This window comes from Paenibacillus sp. FSL M7-1414, assembly GCF_038003195.1.
Classification (GTDB): Bacteria; Bacillota; Bacilli; order Paenibacillales; family Paenibacillaceae; genus Paenibacillus; species Paenibacillus amylolyticus.
The window spans coordinates 5,036,432-5,060,422 of sequence record NZ_JBBOOS010000001.1; the positions used below are offsets into that span (position 1 = coordinate 5,036,432).

The 23,991-nt window shown below is 47.5% G+C and carries 15 protein-coding genes; 7 read left to right on the forward strand and 8 right to left on the reverse strand.

Annotated features, from left to right (window positions below):
* Position 1: 1 nt before the first annotated feature.
* Complete coding sequence (locus tag MHH92_RS21900) at positions 2–2,065, forward strand: beta-xylosidase family glycoside hydrolase (protein ID WP_340906263.1); 2,064 nt, start codon at positions 2–4, stop codon at positions 2,063–2,065.
* 115 nt (positions 2,066–2,180) lie between these two features.
* Here the strand turns inward: MHH92_RS21900 and MHH92_RS21905 are convergent, their stop codons facing one another.
* Positions 2,181–2,717, reverse strand: coding sequence for an NAD(P)H-dependent oxidoreductase (locus tag MHH92_RS21905; RefSeq protein ID WP_307417079.1), 537 nt, complete (start codon positions 2,715–2,717; stop codon positions 2,181–2,183).
* Between the two features lie 203 nt (positions 2,718–2,920).
* Here MHH92_RS21905 and MHH92_RS21910 point away from each other — a divergent pair, with 203 nt between their 5' ends.
* The 3 genes from MHH92_RS21910 to MHH92_RS21920 all read left to right on the forward strand — a co-directional run bounded on the left by MHH92_RS21910 (position 2,921) and on the right by MHH92_RS21920 (position 9,402).
* Positions 2,921–3,283, forward strand: a complete 363-nt coding sequence (locus MHH92_RS21910; RefSeq protein ID WP_340906264.1) for a winged helix-turn-helix transcriptional regulator — start codon at positions 2,921–2,923, stop codon at positions 3,281–3,283.
* Positions 3,284–3,537: 254 nt separating this feature from the next.
* The gene (locus tag MHH92_RS21915; RefSeq protein WP_340906265.1) at positions 3,538–8,508 is read left to right on the forward strand and encodes a discoidin domain-containing protein; all 4,971 of its coding nucleotides are present in this window, start codon (positions 3,538–3,540) and stop codon (positions 8,506–8,508) included.
* 174 nt (positions 8,509–8,682) lie between these two features.
* Positions 8,683–9,402, forward strand: a complete 720-nt coding sequence (locus MHH92_RS21920; RefSeq protein ID WP_036617480.1) for an SDR family oxidoreductase — start codon at positions 8,683–8,685, stop codon at positions 9,400–9,402.
* A 79-nt stretch (positions 9,403–9,481) separates the two neighbouring features.
* Here the strand turns inward: MHH92_RS21920 and MHH92_RS21925 are convergent, their stop codons facing one another.
* Positions 9,482–10,510: a hypothetical protein gene (locus MHH92_RS21925; protein ID WP_340906268.1), complete on the reverse strand. Its 1,029-nt coding sequence runs from the start codon at positions 10,508–10,510 to the stop codon at positions 9,482–9,484.
* Between the two features lie 257 nt (positions 10,511–10,767).
* Here MHH92_RS21925 and MHH92_RS21930 point away from each other — a divergent pair, with 257 nt between their 5' ends.
* Both MHH92_RS21930 and MHH92_RS21935 read left to right on the forward strand, forming a co-directional pair.
* Positions 10,768–12,843, forward strand: a complete 2,076-nt coding sequence (locus tag MHH92_RS21930) for a methyl-accepting chemotaxis protein (RefSeq protein ID WP_339194887.1) — start codon at positions 10,768–10,770, stop codon at positions 12,841–12,843.
* A gap of 94 nt (positions 12,844–12,937) precedes the next feature.
* Complete coding sequence (locus tag MHH92_RS21935; RefSeq protein ID WP_036617475.1) at positions 12,938–14,110, forward strand: aminotransferase class I/II-fold pyridoxal phosphate-dependent enzyme; 1,173 nt, start codon at positions 12,938–12,940, stop codon at positions 14,108–14,110.
* Between the two features lie 290 nt (positions 14,111–14,400).
* Here MHH92_RS21935 and MHH92_RS21940 read toward each other — a convergent pair whose 3' ends face one another.
* The 4 genes from MHH92_RS21940 to MHH92_RS21955 form a co-directional block, all read right to left on the reverse strand.
* On the reverse strand, positions 14,401–16,449 hold the full coding sequence (locus MHH92_RS21940) for an iron ABC transporter permease (protein ID WP_076252758.1): 2,049 nt from the start codon (positions 16,447–16,449) through the stop codon (positions 14,401–14,403).
* The gene (locus tag MHH92_RS21945) at positions 16,446–17,447 is read right to left on the reverse strand and encodes an ABC transporter substrate-binding protein (RefSeq protein WP_036617469.1); all 1,002 of its coding nucleotides are present in this window, start codon (positions 17,445–17,447) and stop codon (positions 16,446–16,448) included. Before MHH92_RS21945 ends, MHH92_RS21940 begins: the two co-directional genes overlap by 4 nt.
* Positions 17,448–17,622: 175 nt before the next feature.
* Positions 17,623–18,165 carry a CueP family metal-binding protein gene (locus MHH92_RS21950; RefSeq protein ID WP_340028767.1) on the reverse strand — a complete coding sequence of 181 codons (543 nt, stop codon included), beginning with the start codon at positions 18,163–18,165 and terminating at the stop codon, positions 17,623–17,625.
* A 170-nt stretch (positions 18,166–18,335) separates the two neighbouring features.
* Positions 18,336–20,186: an AraC family transcriptional regulator gene (locus MHH92_RS21955; RefSeq protein WP_340906273.1), complete on the reverse strand. Its 1,851-nt coding sequence runs from the start codon at positions 20,184–20,186 to the stop codon at positions 18,336–18,338.
* A gap of 204 nt (positions 20,187–20,390) precedes the next feature.
* Between MHH92_RS21955 and MHH92_RS21960 the strand changes: the two genes are divergently transcribed.
* Complete coding sequence (locus MHH92_RS21960) at positions 20,391–21,365, forward strand: ABC transporter substrate-binding protein (protein WP_340906274.1); 975 nt, start codon at positions 20,391–20,393, stop codon at positions 21,363–21,365.
* A 535-nt stretch (positions 21,366–21,900) separates the two neighbouring features.
* On the opposite strand, the gene MHH92_RS21965 is transcribed toward MHH92_RS21960, so the two are convergent.
* The gene (locus MHH92_RS21965) at positions 21,901–22,926 is read right to left on the reverse strand and encodes an NAD(P)/FAD-dependent oxidoreductase (RefSeq protein ID WP_340907738.1); all 1,026 of its coding nucleotides are present in this window, start codon (positions 22,924–22,926) and stop codon (positions 21,901–21,903) included.
* Between the two features lie 6 nt (positions 22,927–22,932).
* A complete protein-coding gene (locus MHH92_RS21970) occupies positions 22,933–23,949 on the reverse strand; it encodes an ABC transporter substrate-binding protein (protein WP_340906276.1) in 1,017 nt (338 codons plus the stop codon).
* Between the last annotated feature and the right edge of the window lie 42 nt (positions 23,950–23,991).

The following is a 23,991-nucleotide window of genomic DNA, read 5'->3' on the forward strand; positions in this document are numbered from 1 at the left end:
TATGTGGAAAAAAATCAGTGCTCTTCTACTCGCTCTTCCTTTGCTTATAACATCATTCCCTTTGACAAGTCCGGTAGCTTCAGCCGCAACGTTCAGCAATCCGGTTATTTACGCGGATGTTCCTGACAGTGACGTCATTCGGGTAGGCAATGCATTTTATATGACAAGCACAACGATGCATATGAATCCGGGAGTCCCGGTCATGAAGTCTTACGACCTGGTCAACTGGAGCATCGTAAACTATGTATACGATACGCTTGGAAACGGGGATATACAGAATCTGAACAATGGACAAAACGAGTATGGGCGTGGTTCCTGGGCGAGCAGCTTGCGGTACAACAACGGTATATATTATGTGGCCTTTGGCTCGCTTTCCACGGGCAAGACGTATATTTACCAAACCAGCAATATTGAAACAGGGCCATGGACACCTTATACATTGAACAGTTATTACCATGACCCCTCCCTTTTGTTTGACGGGAATCGAACCTTTCTTGTTCATGGCAGTGATAACATCAGTATCGTTGAGCTGACACCTGATGCCAAAGCCGTTAAATCCGGCGGGCTCAATCAGGTCCTGATTCCAAACGCAAGCAGTGTTGCCGGCTCCAACATGATTGTAAAGGCAGAAGGAGCACACATTCAGAAGATCAATGGTATGTACTATGTATTCCTGATTGCCTGGCCTTCGGGTGATGGTCGCATTCAGCTTGCCTATCGTGCAAACACATTGACAGGTCCATACACAGGTAAAGTTGTACTCAGAGACTCGGGAATCGCCCAAGGAGGCATCGTGGATACCGCATCCGGCGCTTGGTACGGCTTGCTGTTTCGTGATAGCGGGGCCATTGGACGCATCCCCTATCTCGTTCCAGTCACATGGTCGGATAACTGGCCTGTGTTTGGGGTGAACGGCAAGGTTCCCCTTAACATGAATATGCCCGTTGAAGGTCAGCCTGCTGCCAAAATCTACGGGTCCGATGAGTTCAACGCAACCACATCAGGCACACCCTCAGTAACGCAACTGTTAGTGAACGGCGGCTTTGAGGAAAGCAGCATTCAGCCGTGGACCAGCAACAATACGGCGAACATCACCGTAACAAATGCCGAAGCATTCAGCGGTACAAAAAGCCTGCTCGTCAGCGGCAGACAGCAGACAGCAGGCGGAGCCAAACAGATGGTTACAGGCAAGCTGGTACCGGGAGGAACATACTCTTTTTCGGCAAAGATCAAATACACTACTGGTCCTGCAACCAAAACGTTCAATCTTAGCATCCAGAACGGTGCAAGTTATACCGGAATTACCATTATGGGCAGTGCGACGTTAACCCGTGGACAGTGGGGTACCATTCAAGGTACGTATACCGTTCCGTCGAATGCAGACCTGTCCCAAAGCTTTATTTTTGTGGAAACACCGTATAACTCGAATCCGGACCCGACCAATGATTTGATGGCGTTTTATGTAGATGACGTCTCCCTGACGAGCAATTCATCTTCCGGTACATCCAGTCTCGCTACTTTCTGGCAGTGGAATCATAACCCTGATGCTGCCAACTGGTCCCTGCTCCAGCGGCCCGGTTTCATGCGGTTAACCGCAGGCAAAATCAGCAAGAACCTGTTAGAAGCCCGCAACACGCTGACACAACGAACCTTTGGTCCAAAAAGCACAGGGATGACCGCTTTGGATACAGCCGGCATGAAGGATGGTGATTATGCTGGACTCGCTGCTTTTCAGGCCAAATATGGTTTTGTCGGCGTAAAAATGACGGGCAGCACCAAATCCATCGTTATGGCTAATGCCAGTTCCGGCACCATGACTGAAGTAGCAACTGTGCCATTAAACCAGAACAGAATCTATCTACGCGTCATCTGTGATTTTACGAACCAAACCGACAAAGCCTACTTTGCTTATAGCCTGAATGGCAGCAACTGGACAACCATTGGCAATACACTTCAAATGTCTTACACCCTGCCACACTTTATGGGATACCGGTTTGCACTATTCAATTATGCAACAAAGTCTACCGGAGGATATGCAGATTTTGATTATTTCCGCGTAGAATAAATGTAGTTTTATTCGGTTATTAATTTTTCACTTATTGATCAGGACCTGGACTTCACTATGTGTGGAGCCAGGTCTTTTTCAGTACATTTTTTATGAAGAGATTCACCTTTTAACTTCAAAAATCCCGGAACTGTTTTATATAGCGCATGTATTCTTCAGCACTTCGGTTAATCTCTTCATCCGTAGCCTGGAACGAGGCACCATAGACTGCATAATGCGGCAGCGCCTGAACCCCTACATGATTCATGCTTGCTACGAAAGGTGCAACAAGTTCCTCTACGCTGTAACCGATGGAACCATCTTTCGCATAATTCTCCTGCTTATCCCCTATGGACATGGCCAGTCCCATCCGCTTTCCCTTCAGTCGATTACCTTTCGATCCGTACGCCCATCCATGAGTGAACACGTCATCAAACCATTTCTTTAGCAGCGGTGGGTAACTGTACCAATATAACGGGAACTGCAACATCATATGATCATGCGTCTCCAACAACTCTTGTTCTCGGGAAACATCAATCTTCCAATCGGGGTAGGCCGAATATAATTCGTGAAGAACAATATCATCTGTATGCTGCAACAACTCCTCCTTCCAGCGACGATTGACTCTTGAACTTTCGATATCGGGATGTGCCAGAATAACAAGTGTTTTCATCATAAGTTCCTTTCTTCCCATCCAGGGTGCTGGTTTCTTTATTGAATATGGACCATTATCAGTCACATCCAGTCAAAAGAAAATACACACAATGAAGTAAGATGGTTACCTCAAAGTGTGTATGGACTTCAATGTCAGATCCGTGAGAAAATAAATAGTTACACCCTATATAACACGTAAAATTTAACTTGAGGTGAATCAGGATGAAACAATACAATCTGGGCATTGAAGCAACACTCGAAATTATAGGTGGCAAGTGGAAGGCGCTGATCATCTGTCTATTGATGTCCGGAGTAAAGAGAACGGGCGAATTAGGGCGTAGCATCCCGGGCATTTCGCAAAAAGTACTGATTCAACAATTGCGCGAGCTGGAGCGGGACGGCCTTGTCACCAGACATGTCTACCAACAGATGCCTCCCAAAGTAGAATATGGACTTACAGAATATGGCGTTACCGCCAATACCATCGTGGATGTCATGTGTGCTTGGGGGAGGGACAATATTGCTCTCAGGCAACAACGGGGCGAAGATATCGTTTTGTTGGAGAACAACGATTCCGTATCTTGATTTCACAGTTGCACATTCCCCATACATTATGTAGGACATATGTCTCTTTTTCCACGAAAACGATTAAAAAACCTTTATATTCCAGACAAAATGATCGATATACAAAATGGGGCACTTGAATATCCCGTGTTGAGCATTGGATTCACATCTCACAAAAGCAACACGGGACACTAAATGATACATACGGTAGCGAGTAAGAGAAGAAGAGAAGCTCTGTCTGGTGAGATGGCAAGGGCTAACAAAGGAGTAGTCATATGAAGGTACGAACGAGTCAAAGAGGAAAAACACGCAACATCCACATGAACTTGCTGTTATCTGTTCTGTTGTTGATTAGCAGCATCCCACTGTGGCCGGTCTCAAAAGTGAACGCCGCAGATGAGGAACATCATCTGTTATCCCTGAACCGGCCTGTGTACAGTTCCTCATCTCTGGGCGGCAATACGGCAGATCTTGTGGTTGACGGCAACAAAAACAGCCGCTGGGAAAGCATATGGCAGCAAGATCCGCAGTGGATCTATGTTGACTTAGGCACGGTGGCCTCCATCTCGGGCATCTCCATCCAGTGGGAAAATGCGTATGCTTCCGCCTTTGATCTGGAAGTATCCAACGACGAGGTCAACTGGCAGTCTGTTTACTCGACAACAAAGGGGCAAGGCGGCCTGACAGAAATTGAGGTCACAGCGGAGGCACGATATGTGCGCTTGTTCAGTCATCAAAGAGCGCAGCCAGCCTATGGCGTCTCTGTATACGAATTCAATGTATATGGGACGGGCGGAGCAAATCCACCTCCCAAACCATTAGCAATGAACCTTGCACTAGGACAACCGGTTACAGCGTCTTCGGAAGAAATTGATGAGCCCAGCCGTTCAGCCGAGGATAAAGCCAAAATGGAAAAAGGGAATTACGAAGCACGGAATGTAACGGATGGCCGTCCGGATACACGCTGGTCTTCCATCTACAAGGATCAGGAATGGATTGTTGTAGACCTTGGACTAATCCGGGAAATCGGGAACGTATCCCTACAATGGGAAAACGCTTTTGGACGTGCATACGATATTCAAGTATCAAATGATGCAGACCAATGGACTACATTATACCGGGAACTGCACAGCGACGGTGGACGGGATGAGATTCCGGTATACGCCGAAGCACGGTATGTGAAATTAGCCGGACTTGGCAGAGGAACAACCAACGGATACTCCCTGTACGCATTCGACGTCTACGAGTATATCGAAGGCGATGCCAAACCTGTGCATACAATTCCGAATATCCCTGAACCGTCCTCGGTAAAGGTGGGTTTCGGCAGTTACGCTGTAAATGACATCACCATGCTGCAGCCGAAAAACCCGAAAAATCGCACGACTAACATCACAGCGCCCCTCCCTTCCAATGACTGGTGGCAGTCTATTCTTGTATCCGATCTGGGGGATGGCAACAGTCTGGTCACACTTCCGCTTAAAAGCAGATATACCAAACAAGGACTTCAACTTCTGAATCCCGGAGCTGGTTACGTTTCGGCTGATGGCGGTTCTATGGACGCTGACGGTGAACCGGATCTGATCATGAGCACCAGCAATATGAACCCGGCGGAGGTAAATACCAAGGTGGCGGGATATGGGGATTATTCCGCAACGATCATCATGAGCGATGATGACACAGCCAAAATGAATACCACGTTTGTGAAAGGTTCCCCTTTCCTGTACAACACCTTCGATAACCCGGATACCATTATTGTTCGTTCTCCCAACATCACACGTCTCTTCGATGATCAGAACCGTGAAATTGTTCTGAATGATGGAGAATCGCTGACGGCCGATCATATCGGTGTTGAAGTAACCAATCAGGACAGAGCGCCCACGCCTCAGACCTTTACAAGAAACTACGGGATCTTTGCACCTGAAGGAACCGTATTTATGAAACTTGGCAATACGCTCAAAATCAAGCTGGGCCAGAGCGAAAACTATCTGTCACTGGCTACCCTGCCGTCCGCGGCAGAACTGTCTTATTATTACCGGCATGCCTACGCCTTTGTAACCGATACAACAGTGGACTACAATTATAATGAGAGCACTTCACTGGTAACGACTACCTTCAACTCGGTAACCCGGACGAAGCGGGCAGGCTTTTCCTCCGAGACACTGATGGCCTTGTTGCCGCACCAATGGAAACTAGCGACTACTCCGGTTACGGAGCTTGCTTACCCTTCCATTCGCGGCATGATGAAAGTAAGTGAAGGCAATACGTTTACGACACAAGATCGATTCTATGGCATTATTCCGCAATTTGTGGAGCCAGATGATCCAACCTACTCGCGTGCACAATTAATCAGCTATCTGGATCAGCTTGACGCGGATACGGCAGGCAATCTGATGAGCGAGGATCCTTACTGGCAAGGGAAAAAGCTTCATCCGCTTGCGCTGGGTGTGCTCATCAGCGACCAGATAGGAGATACGGTACGACGAGACAACTATCTGTCCCTGCTTCGAACCATTTTGACAGATTGGTATACCTATTCGCCGGACGAACCTTTGCACTCGTATTATTTTTATTATTCGGATGAATGGGGAACCATCTTCCCTTACGGTAGCGGATTCGGTGTTAATACCGGATTGACAGATCATCATTTCACCTACGGTTATTACGTTTTTGCATCGGCTGTACTGGCCACATATGACAAAAAATTCTTGCAAGATTACGGCGACATGGTTGAGCTTCTGATTCGGGACTATGCCAATCCTTCACGGACAGATGATCAGTTTCCATGGCTTCGCAATTTTGATCCGTACGCTGGTCACTCCTGGGCAGGTGGTTACGCCGATAATCGCAGTGGGAATAACCAGGAGGCCGCAGGAGAAGCGCTCTTTAGTTGGGTCGGCCAATATATGTGGGGTGAGGTGACAGGCAACAAAGCCTATCGCGACACCGGGATCTGGGGCTTCATGACCGAAGAGAAAGCTGCCGAGCAATACTGGTTTAACTATGACGGGGATAACTGGCTGGAGGATTACCAACACGCTACGATAGGTCATGTGTACGGCAGCGCCTACCTGTATGGAACGTACTTCTCTAATGAGGCGGAGCATATTTACGGTATTCACTGGCTGCCGCCAGCGGAATGGATGACCTATTATGGACGTGATCCGCAGAATACTAAGGCTCTCTACAATGGTCTCATTAAGGACCTGGGTGGTCAGCAGGAGCGCACATGGCAGCATATTATCTGGCCATTCCAGTCCATTGGAGACCCGCAAGGTGCTCTAGCCAAATGGAATACGAGCGAGATGCAGCAAAATGAAGTCTTTAACGCGTACTGGTTCATGCACAGCATGGCTTCTACGGGAACACGCACGATGGATATATGGGCAGATGATCCGGCAGCAACCGTGTATGAAAAAGACGGCGTCTATACAGCGCAAATCTGGAATCCGTCCGACACTGTCAAAACAGTTCATTTCTACAATGCCCATGGCGCTTTGGGTTCGGCTACCGTGTATGCCAAAGCGCAAGTAAAGGTTAACCCGCTGGAACATTCCGTCGTTAAACAGCCGGATGCCTCTCAGGGTGTAGTCTATCTCGATCGGAGCCAATGGACCATTACGGCATCCTCCAGTTCGGAGCCGGTAGAGCGCATGGTGGACGGTGATCTGACTACACGCTGGTCATCCGGACAGATTCAGAAGCCCGGCGATTGGCTGCATATCGATCTGGGTAGCGAACAGACTATGGATACGGTATTCATGAACTCCGGCAACAACGGCGGTGATTATGCTCACGGGTACGAAATCTACGTATCCAAAGATAACGAGAACTGGAGCGAGCCTATCGCAGAGGGAGCAGGAACATCTCCAAGTCTGTCCGTTGATTTGGGCATGCAAACCGCCCGTTATGTCAAAATTGTATTGACTTCCTCTGCAGACAGCTGGTGGTCGATCTCTGAACTAAAGCTTGCCCGATTTGGCAAGCTTGAAGCAACACCAGAGCTCCCACAGCCCGTACCGCCTCCAGATCGCTCTTCATGGATCGTAACCGCCTCCTCTACTCAAGGAGCAGATGTTACAGCCAATATGCTGGACGGAAGTTCAGATACACTATGGACAAACGGTAGGAAGCAAACCAAAGGACAATGGATTACCATTGACCTCGGCCAGAAGAGCTTTTTCGATGCCATAGAATTGGACCCAGGCCATGCGAAAGAAGACTATCCGAGACAGTATCGGATTTATGTCTCGGATGACGGTGAACACTGGGGCACATCCATTGCGGGCGGCGAAGGCACGTCTGGACGCATATCCATCACTTTCCCTGAACAGCAAGCACGTTATGTGAAAATGGTGCAGATCGGGGATTCCGATCAATGGTGGACGATCTCCGAGTTGTTTGTTCATCATAATGGAACGGGCAAACAAAAGAGGCTGCTGCCAGATGGCTGGTCCGTGACAGCTTCCTCCGGAGACGATGCAGCGGCTATACTCGACGGCTCGGACCAAACACGCTGGACCTCCGGTCAGACTCAAACAGGCGGCGAATGGATTCAGCTTGATATGGGAGCCTCGCAGCCAGTGAATCGGATTGTACTGGACAGCGCGCACAGCCGGGAAGACTTTGCTCGCGGTTATGAAATATATACTTCTCTGGATGGAGAGCATTGGGGAAAATCCTTGGCTTCAGGTGAAGGATCAGATGCGCTACTTTCTATCGCTTTTACACCGCATGAGGCACGTTATATTAAGGTCGTACAGACAGGTACCGATTCTCATTGGTGGTCCGTGGCTGAATTAGAGGTCTATACCGCTGATCAGACACCTTGGATATCCGGGGAACAGGATCATCTGCTATCTGCTGAACTGGATCGAACATCATGGACAGCGACTGCCTCCACCTCTGAAGATGTTGCGGCGATGCTCGACGACGATCTGAATTCACGCTGGACCTCTTCATCTGGTCAACATGCCAATCAATGGGTCCAGATTGATCTGGGAAGCAAGCAGAGCTTCAGCCGCTTGACAATGGACTCAGGCAGCAGCAGCAACGATTATGCTCGCAACTTCCAGTTTTTCACTTCTGATGATGGCGAACGTTGGGAAGGGGTTACGGAAGCACTGGGAACAGGACCTGTCATCTCACATACGTTCTCCAGACAAACGGCGCGATACATCAAAATTGCCTTGACCGCGGACACTCCCGAGTGGTGGTGGTCCATCGCCGAGTTAAAACTTTACCATTAATGTCATCATGATCTCTCCAACCATCTCTCTCCCGTCCTTGCGGGGCAGAGGTGGTTTTTCTTGATAAGGATGAAGCATACCTCATGTAAACTTCATGTTCCATATATCACCTTTATAGTAAGATATAGATTAATGTAAATATTATTAATTTCTAATCGATAAGGAGGGCTTTAATTGAAAAATATAATTGTCTTTGGTGCAAGCAAGGGATTGGGCGATGCATTTGTCAGAGGTGTGCCACAATCCGGTGATAAGGTCTGGGTGGTCTCCCGCAGCAAGCCGGAAAGTCTGTCCGTGGAGGATGGCGTCGAGCGAATATGGATTCAGGCTGATCTTTCCGAGCTTCAGGCTGCAGAGCAAGTTGCCAGCCAGCTTCAAGGCGAGACGTTGGATGTGCTTATTTATAACGTGGGGATCTGGGAAAAGGAAGGATTTGAAGAGCACTACACGTTTGATAAGGATGAACCCGCAGATATCAGTCAGCTGATCCATGTGAATGTGACTTCTACAATTGTATGTATACAGGCTTTACTGCCTCAGCTCCGCCAGTCTGAAGCAGGCAAGATCATCCTGATTGGTTCAACAGCCGGTTTGAGCAATGCAGGCAGCAGCCAGGTTTCTTTTGTCGCCTCCAAATTTGCCATACGGGGTATTACGGAGGCTCTAAGAGAACATACGAGGAATGACCGCATCGCGGTGACATGCATCAACCCGGGAGAACTGGCGGCAGAAATTCCGTATGAAGACGGGATGGAACGTGCACTGGCCGAGTATGATGGGACCCGCATTCCCCTGCAGGATATGGTCTCCATCGTTCGATGTATCATCAGCTTGTCCAAAGCGGCCTGCGTAAAAGAGATCAACATGCCTGCATTAACGGATACGAACACCTAGATAGCAATGACATCTACACGCCTCAATCGGTCCGTTCACCGGAGTGCGCTCTGTATACACATGCTGGACAGAAGCCCGTTTACATTAATACATGCGATAAGTGCGCAATACCTATAGAATTCAGACGTTCATGCTCAGGGATATTTTCATATAACAAATGGGATTTTCCGGCCTTGTCCAGGTGATCACGCATAGCTGCAATTCGTCCTTTGTTAACATCAATAAAACGAAAATCGATTTGGCGCAAATGCTCCAAACCGGTTAGTCCAGCAAAAGAATCCGCCTTGAGCGCCGTATTCATCTCTTTCAGTTCAATGGACTCCAAAGCACGGGCTGTCCATAGATGTGTGGTATCCCGCAACGATTTCATATAGTCCAGTTCGAGCTGTCTGAGAGAGGTCAGATGGGAAAAGTCGCATAACTGCTCCAGCTTGGGCAAGGACAGATGCAGATATTCCAGCCCACGCATCTGTTCGAGTCCCTGAATACTCGTCAGTTTGCGAACAGAGCTGAGCTTCAACATCGAGATGGTCGACTGTGTCAATACATCCAGTCCCCCTTTTAACTCACAGTGATCCAGGGACAGATACTGAAGCATAGGCAGTTCCGCCAACACATCAGCACTTTCGACCGTGCAGTTCAGAATGAGCGTATGAAGTTGGAGGCATGCCGCAATGGAAGCAAATCCGTTGAATTTGCCACGCAGTTCAAGAAAGGTCAATCGTTTGTAGTGTTTAATAAAATCGAGCACGGTCGCCTTTGCAGGTGAAATCAATCTTAGAAACTGCAGTTGCTCCATCGCACCCAGTATCGTCAAATCCTGAGCCTGCGAAAGATCAAGCTGCAAGGCAGACACATGTTTCAACTGTGCCAGTCGCCCCAAAAATCCGGATGAATATACCCCTTTAGGGTCCATATGTGATATGTGTAGAATCAGATCCGGCCGGGCAAAGAATACTTTGGCATCGAGCTCGGCAAGGTCCTCGTATGTATCCGCGTCAACGCGAAAATGAACCGTTGCTCTGCGACGCAACAGATGCACCGCCTGGTGCATCTTTTCGGCATTCCATGGAACCCCCTGTATTGAAGCATGCCATAACTCACTCACAGATAATCCCCCTTTTCCATCCATAGTTCCAATTCATTCCATTATAAACAAGATCGCCTGGATGAACCACTACCGATCCCGTTTTTTCATTCCTTTCCTCTTTTTTCATCCCTCCCCTTTCACCCTGCTCATACTCATACCTTTCCTTTCCGTCGCTTTCAGGATTATTCGACAGAAATCTACATAAAACTATAGATTAAGCCGACATATAACTTAGACGTTTTGAGCTTTTTATTAATCATCTGGGGAGATGGAATATGTCGAACATGTTGAACAAGTGGGGGAAAACGGGAGCACGGACATCCAGTATGGCAAATACGTTGTCCATTGTGCTGCTGATCATTATCGTAGTTGTCTTTGCCGTGCTGGGAACATTTATGTTTGCAAGCACACGAAACATTCTGGTGAAACAGCAGGAATCCATGCTCCAGACCAAGACACAAGCCATTGTTAGTGAATTTGATGCACTATTCAAGGAAAAAGGTGCACTGGTCAAGCAAATGTCCACCAACACATTATTTCAGCAATACATAGAAACAACAGCATCTGCTGCGGATGCGAAAAGTTCAACCTACGCTGCGGAAACACAGGCGACACTCGCCGCTATCGTTAAGGCAGAGCCTTCGTTTGCCGATGCCTGGGTCGCGGGCCTGGATGGAAAAGGCTTTTGGATTCAAAATGATGGTGTCGTATCTGCACCGGACTTTGATATCCAATCACGTCCATACTACAAGCCGGTTACCGACGCAGACGGACTTTATTTCTCCGATCCGTACATTGATATTGCAGCAGGCGATGTACTCATGGGTATCTTTTATCCGATCAAAGACGAAAACAACACCACGATCGGCTTTGCGGCAGCGGATATTGCATTCAAGGATATCCCGGCGATTATGGAGAGTTATTCCCTTGGAAGCACGGGCTATTCCATGTTGCTGTCCAAGAGCGGGGAAATTCTGTACCATCCAGATCAAGAGAAGGTATTGAAGGAAAACATCCTGAACAGTACGGGGGACATGGGAGACATCGGCAAGAAAATGCTTGCGGGTGAAAATGGCGTACAACTTATGAACGACAATGGGGAACGTCGATATATCGGCTACGCTACCAGCAAAGATACGGGATGGTCCGTTGGTCTGACCATTTCCGAAGAAGAAGTTCTTGCGGAATTAAAAACATTCACGTGGATTACACTTGGCGGTTTTGCTGCAGCTACCCTTCTGCTTGTGATTATCTGTTACATTACTCTTCGCCGTCTGTTACGCTCCATACCACAGCTGCTGGCCAAGATTAAACAGATTGAACAAGGTGACCTGACTGTCAAACTGGATATCAAATCTAATAATGAAATTGGCCAGATCGCCACAGGCTTGAATTCCATGGTGCAGAAAATTCAGGGCATGCTGCAAATGGTCGGCAGCTCGGCGCAAATCCTGAACCAGTCGTCGAATGATCTGCAAGCCATCTCCTCACGAACGGCTGTGACCATGAATGACACATCAACAGCCATCAACGAGATTGCCAATGCTACGAATTATCAGTCCATCGAAACGGAAAATATCTTACGCAAAACAGGCTCATTATCCAGCCAAATTGATGAAATTGCTACCGATGCGCAGGCTATGGGAACGGTCGTGCAGACATCTGCTGATCAAAGCAGCCAAGGACTTGCTGTCGTGGAACAATTATCGAAATGGTCCGAGGAAAACCACCAGTCCACCCAAGCAATGTCCTCTATTATCCAGGAGATTGACCTGAGTCGGAATGAAATATCCAGTTTTGTGGATACAGTCAAACAGATTGCCTCTCAAACGAACCTGCTCGCCCTGAATGCCTCCATTGAGGCTGCACGTGCTGGCGAACATGGAAGAGGATTTGCCGTCGTTGCCGAAGAGGTCCGCAAACTTGCAGAACAGACGGCTCAGGCAACAGAGGAAATCAACAAAAAGGTGAATGTTATTGAAGAGAAAACAACCCTGTCTGTTGAACATACCATGCGCGGTATGAAGATTGCGGAGGAGAATGCCAAATCCGTAGAAGATACCAAACATGTTTTCTTCAGTATTAACAAAGACTTGAAAGATCTGCAGCAACGTATGATGCAGATTACCACTAATACCGCCAATGTACACAAACACAAAGATGAGATATTCCAGGCACTGGAGATAATCTCCTCCACCACAGAGGAGAACTCGGCATCGACGGAAGAAGTAAGCGCCAGCACGCAGGATCAGCTGGATAGTATCGAACAGGTAGCGGATCTGTCGAAACAGTTGAACCAGCTATCTGGCAAACTGCAAGACGAACTAAGTCAGTTTAAAGTAAAGTCATGATCCGCAAGCTTTCCCCTGCTCTTCTCTTTTAGTCTCTGTCCATTTATTATTAATGAATATGCGTACGAAGAGGATTGGAGGCTGAATCATCATCATGAACTTTGCCAAACGAATGGATCATTTCAACGAAGGAATTTTCACCCGGTTGCTGGAGATCAAACGCCGCAGACTGGAGAACGGTCAGCCCGTTATTGATCTCAGTGTGGGTACGCCGAATATCCCACCTGCGCAGCATATTATAACTGCACTATGCGAGGCCGCTGCTGATCCGGCTAATTATATATATGCTGTGAATGATCAGAGTGAGTTGCTGCAAGCTACAAGCGATTGGTACAAGCAACGCTATCAGGTCGAGTTAGACCCGGCAACACAGATCTGTTCCTTGCTCGGTTCACAGGAAGGGCTGGCACATATATCCCTCTCCATTGTCGATGAAGGTGATCTGGTGTTAGTCCCTGACCCCTGCTATCCAGTCTTTGCGGATGGACCGTTACTGGCAGGTGCAGAACTGTATTATATGCCGCAAAAAGAAGAAAACGGGTATGTTATTCAGCTTCAGGATATACCGGAAGATATCGCTCATCGAGCAAAATTCATGCTGGTCTCCTATCCTAACAATCCGACAACTGCGATGGCACCGGATCAGTTCTATCTTGACCTGATTGCCTTTGCCAAGAAGTATGATATTATCGTGCTTCACGATAATGCGTACAGCGAGCTCGTGTTTGACGGAAAGTCATGTGGAAGCTTCCTCGCATTCCCTGGCGCCATGGACGTCGGTGTGGAATTCAATTCCCTGTCAAAAACGTACGGACTGGCAGGAGCTCGAATCGGCTTCTGTGTGGGCAATGCAACCATGGTCTCCATGCTGAAAAAGCTGAAATCCAATATGGATTACGGGATGTTCCTACCGGTCCAAAAAGCCGCAATTGCCGCCATTACCGGTGATCAATCCGAGGTTGAACGGGTCAGAGCAATCTATGAACAGCGAAGAGACATCCTCTGTGATGGATTCAGCAATCTCGGTTGGCCCATCGCTAAACCTGAAGCAACGATGTTCGTCTGGAGCCGGATTCCGGCGCACTACGACAGCTCGGAGCAATTTGCCATGGATCTGGTTACACATGCAGGAGTCATCGCAACGCCAGGCAGTGCCTTTGGTCCTTCAGGCGAAGGTTACGTTCGCTTCGCCCTCGTTCAGGATAATGAAATATTGCAACAAGCGGTACAATCCGTCGATGACAGCGGGATTCTGAAATCCAGCTAACGGGAGCACAATTCGAATGTGCTCAAACCAAAATCCCCTCAAGGTCCACAGGGAGTAAGAGTTTCACGTTTGATGAACGTGGTCTCTACTTCTTGTAGACGTGAGGGGGATTTTGTCATTTTCAGAGGACTAAACATTCATGAGGTGATGGTGTATGTGTTGTGCCGGCTAGGGGGAATACAAATCATTATCTGTGCAAACACGTTAAACAAGATCGTAAGATCCTGGGCGAATGGTGCCAAGTGACAGCAAAAAGCCTGCTCGGGGAGCAGGCTTCAGGTTTGAACTTTTTATACAGACTTGCGCCAGTTGGAACGATACATCAGATACAGGAAGTACGGCGTTCCGATGATCGCAATGAGTATGCCTGATGGAATCTCTGTCGGTGCCATGACGGTTCTGCCGATTGTATCGGCGAGCACCAGCATGACTGCACCCGCTAATGCGGATAGGAACATGGATCGTCTTAACTTATTCCCCGTCAGTAGCCGTACCATATGTGGTGCAATCAGGCCGATAAAACCAACGGTTCCTACACAAGCAACCGCACCTGCTGCAAGTAATACACCAACTGTCATGGCTAATAAACGTGTACGACGTACTCCGAGACCAAGCCCGGATGCACTATTGTCGTCAAATACCAGCAGTTCGAATCTGCGCGCCAGCCACCAAGCCACCGGTACCAAAATAACTAAAAATAATCCGATAACCCTCACCTGTTCCCAGGTACGAGCATAGGTGCTTCCTGTCAGCCAGATATATCCGCTGCTACCGTATACCGCACCACGGACAATCAGAATCTGAATACCTGCTCCAGCAATGGCAGACATTGCGATCCCTAGCAACACAACCGCCGAAGGGTTCAGTCCTTTCTTCCAGGCGAGGGAGAACACCACCACTGCAGCAATGGCTGCACCGATGATTGCCGCAATTGGCAGCAAGTATATCGGAAGACCCGGCCATAAGATGATGACCATCATCGCTCCAAGCCCTGCACCTGAGGACACACCAACAATTGAAGCATCTGCCAGCGGGTTACGTACCGCCATCTGAATGAGTACACCACTGATTGCCAGTGCAGCTCCTGCACCTGCGGCAACAAGTGTACGCGGAATCCGAAGCTGAATCAGCGCGGAGAACAGTCCATCCGATTGGAACAGACTTGGTAACCAATCGGCCAGGGGAATTCGCATACCGCCAAACATCGTACTGAGCAAGATAAGCACGACCGTTATGACTGAGAATAATACAGCCATCGGGCCAAATGCAAAGCGACGCGCAGCTCCTCCTGTGCTCATTGAAGTTGACATGCCTGATCCGTTTGCAGCCTTCATGCGTGTAAGAACAAGCCAGATGAGCCACGGTGCACCAATGATCGCCATAACAGCACCCGTTGGCAGTTCCATGCTGGAGTTATGCACCATCTTGGCGAGGACATCTGCTCCAACCAGGAGCGCTGCGCCCCATATGAACACACCGGGTAAAAGTAATCGATTAGAACGTACACCACTCAATCGAACCAGATGTGGTGCGACCAGTCCCACGAAGCCAATCGGCCCAATTACACTTACAATCACAGCGGCCAGCAATACAGCAAGAATTAACCCTACTGCACGAGCCAATGTAACCTTTTGTCCCAAGGAAGAGGCTGTTGATTCATCCAACTCCAGCATATCCCACTGTCTGGACAGGATTAACGCGAGAAGGGTAATACCAACCACCCAAGGCAAAGCATAAAACACACCACTCCAGTCATTCTGGACAAGTGTTCCGGAGCCCCAAAGGAACAACCCTTGTGTCTCCATGGAGAAAAAAATATGTAATGCACTCGTAAATGAACCAAGCACCATCGATACAATCATACCGGACAACGCAAGTCGAACCGGGCTTGATGTTCGTCCGCCGCCCATGAAATAAGCCGCAAATGCTGCCAGCAAACCACCTAGTGCTGCGAAAAGAAAAGGCGACTGACTTAACACGCCTGGAAAAGCGATAGCTCCCAGCACCACCACAAAGTACGCTCCTGCATTAATGCCCAGCGTATCTGAAGCAGCCAATGGATTACGAGTAATCGTTTGCAGCAAAGCGCCCGCAACAGCCAGTGCGCCACCCGCAAGAATACCGATCACTGTACGCGGCATGCGCAAGTCCCAAACCATATTGTGCTCTAATGAATCCTGTCTACCTGTAAGAGCGTCCCAAACGACATGCAAAGGAATGGAAGCTTCTCCATAACACAGACTTACAAAAAAAAGCACGATGAGAGCGGTTAGACCGCCCCCATATATGCTTATTGTGCGCCAATTCATAGCTGGCTTAGATCCTTGAACCGAACTCATTTGGTAATCGCCTCGACTACCCCATCAACCAATACTTTGGAGGAGATCGGTCCACCAAATGTCCATGTTGTACTATCAAGTTGATATGTGCGTTTTTCCTTCACAAAGTTCAGTCCGTTCCATACCGAGTTATCTTTCATGGCTGTGCCAAAGACGTCATCGTCTGGTTGTGTAATATAAATGAAGTTACTGTCCTTTACATCGGTTAAGGATTCAATACCTACTGTAGAGAAGCCATAGTTCTCAACTTTATCCGGCTTCCATTCGTTAACCAGTCCGATTTTGTCCAATGTACCAATCACAACCGAGTTATCGGTAAACATACGCAGGCTGACTGCATTTTGATATGTGAACGCTTGTGTCAGTGCAAAGTTGAAGTTTTCTTTCCCCGCAGCAGCCAGTTTTTCTTTGGCTTCTACATAGTGTTGATCGAGATCACTAAGAACTTCTTTTGCTTTGTCTTCTTTACCGAGAGCTGTTGCAATGTTATTAAAGATCTCTGTCATCTTGTCATAATCATAGCCGTCACCATCATACGGATCATATTCAATCGTTGGAGCAATCGCGTTAAGCTGATCGTAGACCGCCGTGTTATTATCTGCATTAGCAATGATGAGATCTGGCTTCAATGCAGCAATAGCTTCCAGATTTGGTTCACTGCGTGTTCCGATATCCGTTACACTGTCATCCAGTGCTGCTTCGGATGTTACCCACACTTTATAGTTAGCGTTATCTGCGTTACCTACTGGTTGAACACCCAAGGCAACAACATCTTCCGTATATGTCCATTCAAGCGTAACGACACGTTCTGCTGGCTTGTCCAGCTTAAGCTCTCCACGTTTATGCTTCACGGTAACAGGACCTGCTGTCTCTTCAGCCGGAGCACTACCCGAGCCACTACCTTGACTTGTATCAGTTGTAGTCGTGGTTTTACCACAACCCGCCAAAACCAGCACAAAGGCCAGCATAATCAACAGTCCATTCAACCCTTTTTTCATATCTCTTTTCTCCCCTGTTAATATGTATTTATATGATAACAATTATCATTATCACTATTGGATTATGCCGTAGGAATGGATTTTTGTCAATGGAAAGTACCTTATTCCCATTCTTTTATGAAATAAAAAAGGAAAGGATAGCTCAAAAGGCATCCTTCCCTTCTATTGATTGCTGTTAACTCAACTGCATCGTAGTGATGCATGTATTATCATTTTCGTATGTAGACAATTGCGTTTCTGCAACCTTTCCATCTCCAACAATACGAATCAGATAGGTTCTGTCTCTAGGCACCCAAAAATCCATAAATCCGTTTGCACCAGACTTCATCACTGCATCTTTCATAAAAGTGTTGCCTTGAGAATCGTGAATGGTAACACTGAATTCCTTATTGCTCATTTCCCCCTGACAACCGGTCAAGCTATGAATTGCACAGGGATGGGTCTGGTCCACATAGGGTGCAATGGAAAGGAAAAATTCATTTTCAGGCAAATCATATGTAATGGTTTTTTCATCTTGATCGGTGACGATTAACTGTTTGGCATTAATGGAGGCAGATTCCGGTGTTTCTTTTCCTGTGCTGATATCTTCCACCAATTTTCGGATGTTGGGCGCATTGGCTGTACCCGCCTCTTCCTTGCCCGTATTGCTTGCAAACAGATAGGTTCCGATTACAATCACAACTACAACACTTGCAATGATCCACATTTGTTTTTTCATTTGGAGTCCATCTCCTCGTCCGTTTTCATCAAGTATAATGGAGAACAAACCATCATGGACTTAAACATCGAGAAATTCACCAGATATTCACATATATGGTTCGCTCATTTCGGGATATGCATATATGATATCTGGTCGATAAGTCTTACAGTTCATTGCGTGAGCGACAATTAATATGCCATAATCCGGTCTGCCATTTCCTCGGCTTGAAGTACCGCAGACAACGGGTCGGATAGAAAATATCTATTCCAGTCAAGGCTAATAATCCGGCAGTGATCTGTCTCGATGGACTTCTGCCATGGTTTGCCTGAAGCTTGATCAAGTCCGTGTCTTGGACCATTATCCAACACCAACAGGTAGTCCTCCAGGTACCCACCTACCGCACTCCGCGCAATATCCAGGTATTCCAGGCCCGGCTCCAATAGTTCCTGGCGAACCTTGCCTGCTGGCTTCAAGTTCAGTAACCCGTAGGCTGCCTTACCTCCACGAGTTCCCGTATTTCCCACAAGGGTAATATGTTCTCCCCAGTTCGGATCAATGACGGTAAATGTCTTCTCTGCGGAGACCTTGCCCGGGATCGTTTGCTGCAAAGTATGTACTCTCCGCCTGTATTCCTTAATCCATGTTTCGGCTTCTGTCTGGCGATTCAGAATACGTCCCATCTCTCGAATCTCCTCCGCGACAGAGCCGTAACCAGTCTCTCCATAGACCACCGTAGGTGCAATTCTGGCATAGGAAGCGTAGGCAGCAGGATTCCAGGTGATAATCAAATCGGGCTCCAGTTCAAGCACTTTTTCGAGCGAGATAAAATTATGATTGCCGATATCCTGTACTTGATCATAGATATAAGGCTCCAGCATTTGGTTACTTTCAATGAGTGAATGCGGCGCTCCAAGAGGCGTCACTCCCAATGCCAGCACTTCTCCCAAATTCCAGTCCACGACAACACGGCTAGGCTTGGTCGGTATCGTAATCTCGCCCATGCTTGTGGCAAGTTTTCGAGTTCTGGCTCTTGGTACCTCGGGCGCTGGGGGCTTCCTCACTTGGACTCCTTGTAGATCTATAATCTTCTGTTTTGGCTGGTTTTTGTCAGCTTCAACTATAGGTACCGTTCGTTCGCTCCATCCCGAATAATGACTTTCCAGAACGGCAAGTGGTTGGAATGTTTGCAGGGCTACATCTGGAGCACTGCACTCTCGACGCTTTCTGTAAAACTCAGGAGATACACCATAATGTTTCTTGAAATAACGACTTAGCGTGTAGCCGTTCTCATAGCCTACTCTCTCCGCGATTTCCTGTAAGGTCCCATTCGTGCTCACCAGTAGTTTTAATGCCTGTTCCATCCGAATCTGTGACAGCACACGGCTGGGACTCGTATTTAATTGAAGCTGAAACAATTGGTTCAGATACCTTGGACTACAATTCAGCATTTCAGCTACCTGTTCTATCTTAAGTGGTTCTCCGTAGTGACGTTTCATATAATGCACCGCCTGATCTACCCGATCCAGCTTAGCATCGTTAAACCTCTGCTCCTGCATTTGTTTCAGCATCTCGGCGAGCCATTGGTAGAACAACGCCTTGGTTTGAATCCGGCCTGCTGACTGTAGTTCATTCCATTGTCTGTACATCAACTGCATAATCTCAATTAATGGTATCGGATCTATTGGTTCAAAACCAAAACTTACTTGCAAAGACTCCACCCCAGTATATGTTTGGGATCGTTCAGTCTTTGGCTTCTCTGACTCTGGTGACGAATACGACAACACATGTATTTCCATCGGCTTCTTAGCCAGACAATCCAGACGCGTTCCTTTGGAGGCGTGCAGAATATATGTCCCTTTGATGTGATGCATTGCCTGACCGAGCCAAATCTTTCCCTTGCCATTCGTAATTAATAAAAAAGCATTCGAGGGAAGCGTCCACGTATTAGGATCTTCAGTGATGTTAACGGTAATGATTCGAATATCCAGTAATCGGATCGTTATATGCTCCCATAATGCCCCGTATTCTTCTATGTTCATCGTCATGGACCTTTCTTTGTGTTTCCTCGTTACTACTTCCAAAGCTTCGCCTCATCATATATGATAATCATTCTCAATTCAACCTGTCGATTGAGTTCTGAAATGGTTATGCTTTCGCTTCCGAATCGGTTATTGTGAAATCGCAAGATTCCCTCTACAGTTATATTAAATGAAAATCATTATCAATTAGAAAGAGGGTTTGTCATGTTGTTTAAGAAAGCTTGGTATCGTATGGCCCTGCCTGTTTTGCTGATCATGGCCATTTTCATTAGTGGTTGTAACCAGAAAGAGACGATGAAACCTGGGGCGACAGATACAGGAAACACCACACCGCAAACAAGAACACTCTCCACGATGATGGGAGACGTTACAGTTCCCCTCAACCCGGAGCGGGTTGTCGTTGACTGGAATATAGGACATGTTCTGGCTGTCGGCGTAACACCTGTTGGTGTGCCGAGCAGCCTGCTGGATTATGGAATGTTCCTGCGTGACAAACTTGTGGATAGCGCGGATTTGGGTAACCATAGTGAGGTTTCACTTGAGAAAATGGTAGAGCTGGAACCGGATCTGATTATCACATGGGACCAGGAGAAATTTCAGACCTATTCCAAAATCGCTCCGACTGTCGTATTCGTACCCGATCAGTATGATTCCATGGAAGCAGAAGTGACAGCCATGGGCGAGATTCTGAACCGCAAAGCAGAAGCCATAACTTGGAACGAATCGTTTAAACAACGGATCGTAGCTGCTCAGGCCAAAATTAAAGGTGTAATTCCAGACGGTGCCACCTTCACCGTTGCCGATTTTAACTTTTTGAAGAACCCAGCCATTATTGGCAACAGCGCCAATCGTGGTGGAAGAGCAGCCTATGAATTGCTTGGACTAACTCCGGCACCCAAGGTGAAGTCAGATCTTCTGGACCTAGGCAAAGAAAATCTGGAAGCTAGCGCGGAGGTCTTTGGAGAGTATGTAGGTGATTACCTGCTGATGATGGTTACAGAAGGCACGAAAGATCACTCCCTGTTGCCTAATGTCTGGGACAATCTGCCTGCGGTGCAGAACGACCATATCTACAAACTGGATATTCATAAATATTTCACTGCTGATCCCTATACCTCCATTCTACAAGCCGAAGAGATCGCAGATCGACTCGCAAGTGGACAGACTGAGCTGAATTAGCGCGAGTTTTCAAATCTAGTGAGACCCGAAACCGAACCTGAACGTGTTCAGCGTAGGCAAGCGCACTGAATCCTGAATGTGTGAGAACGTGCCCTTCAAGTGAGAGCAAGCACTGACGAATCTGAGACGTCTTATTCAACGATTTGAAGCGCCTACAGAAACCTAAAGAACTTGAGACACTCTATATCCGATTAACAAGCCGTTTTCAGTGTTTTTATAAGGGGATTTTGGTAGATAACGTGTCTGATGTTCCTTACAATTTAAGAAGATGAGCTGAAGGCCAAATAAGATGTCCTGAGCTCCTTAGAAAATCATCTATCCATTCGCCAAGATCGGCAGTCTGGAGATTCAAGACCGTTTATCCATCTCAGCGTATCCTTATTGATAATAGTGACATGTTCAAACCAAATAAAACAGCGCCACCTCGTTCTGGTGGGCGCTGTTTGTGTAAACTTTTTTTGAAGCCCGAACAATTTCGAGGAGATCTCGAACTTGTTCGGGCTCTTCAGATTGCCTTCCCTCCGTATAAACCTATCTACGTATTGGAGAGCGCTTTGTTTTTTTCATAAAACCGGGCATTGTGAGAAGATACACCGGCCATATCGGAAGCAGCAGGTTCCAAATACGTCTTGGCACTGTTGACTGCGAGCACCGCATCGTTAAAAGCACCTGCGATCAGCCTGACTTTGCTTCCATAAGTGATGAAATCACCCGCTCCGAATATGCCTGGAATGTTGGTACGCATGCGCTGATCAACGGATACGCCGTAATCTTCCCGCGCCAGTCCCCATTGCACAAGGTTACCGAAATCACGATCATACCCATGGCTTACAACAACTTCATCCACTTCAACAAGTGTGATCTCACCAGTTTCTACATGGGCTAGCTCAACACGATCGATTTTGTCACCTGTACCGTATAAGCGTGAGATGTTAAATGGCGTCATGACGCTCGCTTGAGCTTTCATCTGAGCAACTGGCGACTCGTGTCCGGTAAACTCACGACGTCTGTGTGCTACCGTAACTTCACTTGCGATCTTGCCCATTTCATTCGCCCAGTCGACTGCGGAATCACCGCCACCCGAGATCAGAACACGCTTCCCGGCAAATCGGGACAGGTCGGTTATCGTATAGTGCAGATTTGACAGCTCATACCGATTGGCACCCTCGACATCCAGCTTTTGCACCTGAGTCATGCCTCTGCCCGCACATAACAGGATGGTACGTGTGTAATGACGCTCCCCTGTTTTGGAAATGAGTTCAAATACACCGTCCTCACGTCGTTCAAGCTCAGCAATTTCCTGCCCAAATACAATCGTTGGATCGAACGTTCTCGCCTGTCTTTCCAGCGATTCAATCAGTTTCTCACAGCGAATCGGATCAATCCCGCCTACATCCCAGATCAGCTTCTCCGGGTAAGTACGCATGAATCCACCGAGTTCCTGTTTGGCTTCGATGATCTTGGTACGCATGGCTCTCATGCCACTATAAAAGGAGGCGTACATTCCAGCAGGTCCCCCACCAACGATGGTAATATCGTAGATATCCAATTGTGTCTCCATCGTCATCTATGGCACCAACTTTTCAACAACGTAGTCCATCAATTTTACAGAACCAATCGGACCCACACCGGATACGAATTGGCTTGTCTTCAACGGGAAGACATGATCATTCTTCACAGCCTCCAGATTCGACCACACCTGGCTTGCTTTCAGATCTTCCATGGATTTCTTCGTGTCATAACCTACGAGGGTTCTGTCTTCCAGGAAAATATAATCCGGATTCATCTCGGGCAAGAATTCCAGGGAGAACTGGCTAAACCAATCTGTAGAGTCTTTGATCGCTTCAGGACTATTCAGACCCAGGATATCATAGAAGAAAACACTGCTGCTTCCTCCTTTGGGACCCATGAAACGGTAACGATTGTGCTCAACCCGGAGAACCAATACGGTCTTGTCTCCCAGGGCTGCCGCGATTTTCTCTTTCGCTTGTGAGGCTTTCTCATCGAATTCAGCCAGTACTTTGGCAGATTCTTCATTCTTGTCAAATATGGCAGCCAGCTTTGGCATAGCACGTTTCATTTCACTGTTGGCATCCAGTGCCACCGTAGGAGCGATTTTGGACAATTCATCATATACACCCTGTTCCATACCTTCGCCAGCTGCAAGGATCATATCCGGTGACAACGCAAGCAACTGCTCATAATTATATTGATATTGCTCGACTTCAATGATTTGGACCCCGTGTTCTTTCAAATAATCAGGGCGGTATTCCGCTTCAACTTCTGGAGTTAACAAAACGATTTGGGGTGTAACACCCATTTCAATCAGATACTCGGCATAAATCGAATCAAACACAACCAGATTTTGAGGATGAGTTGGAATCGTTACTTCTCCAAACTGATCCTTCACCACCTTAGTCCCACTTTCAGTCGCTGTTTCTTCTGCAGTACTCGCTGCTCCTTCAGTTGAAGCCCCTGCTGTTCCAGCTGTAGCATTCTCTTCCTTGGTTCCACCGGAACATGCCGCCAACATCATACTGATCACCAACAGCATGATGCCCAACCCTTTAAATCTTCGTGACATGATATACTTCGCCCCTTATGTATATTGATAATGATAATTATT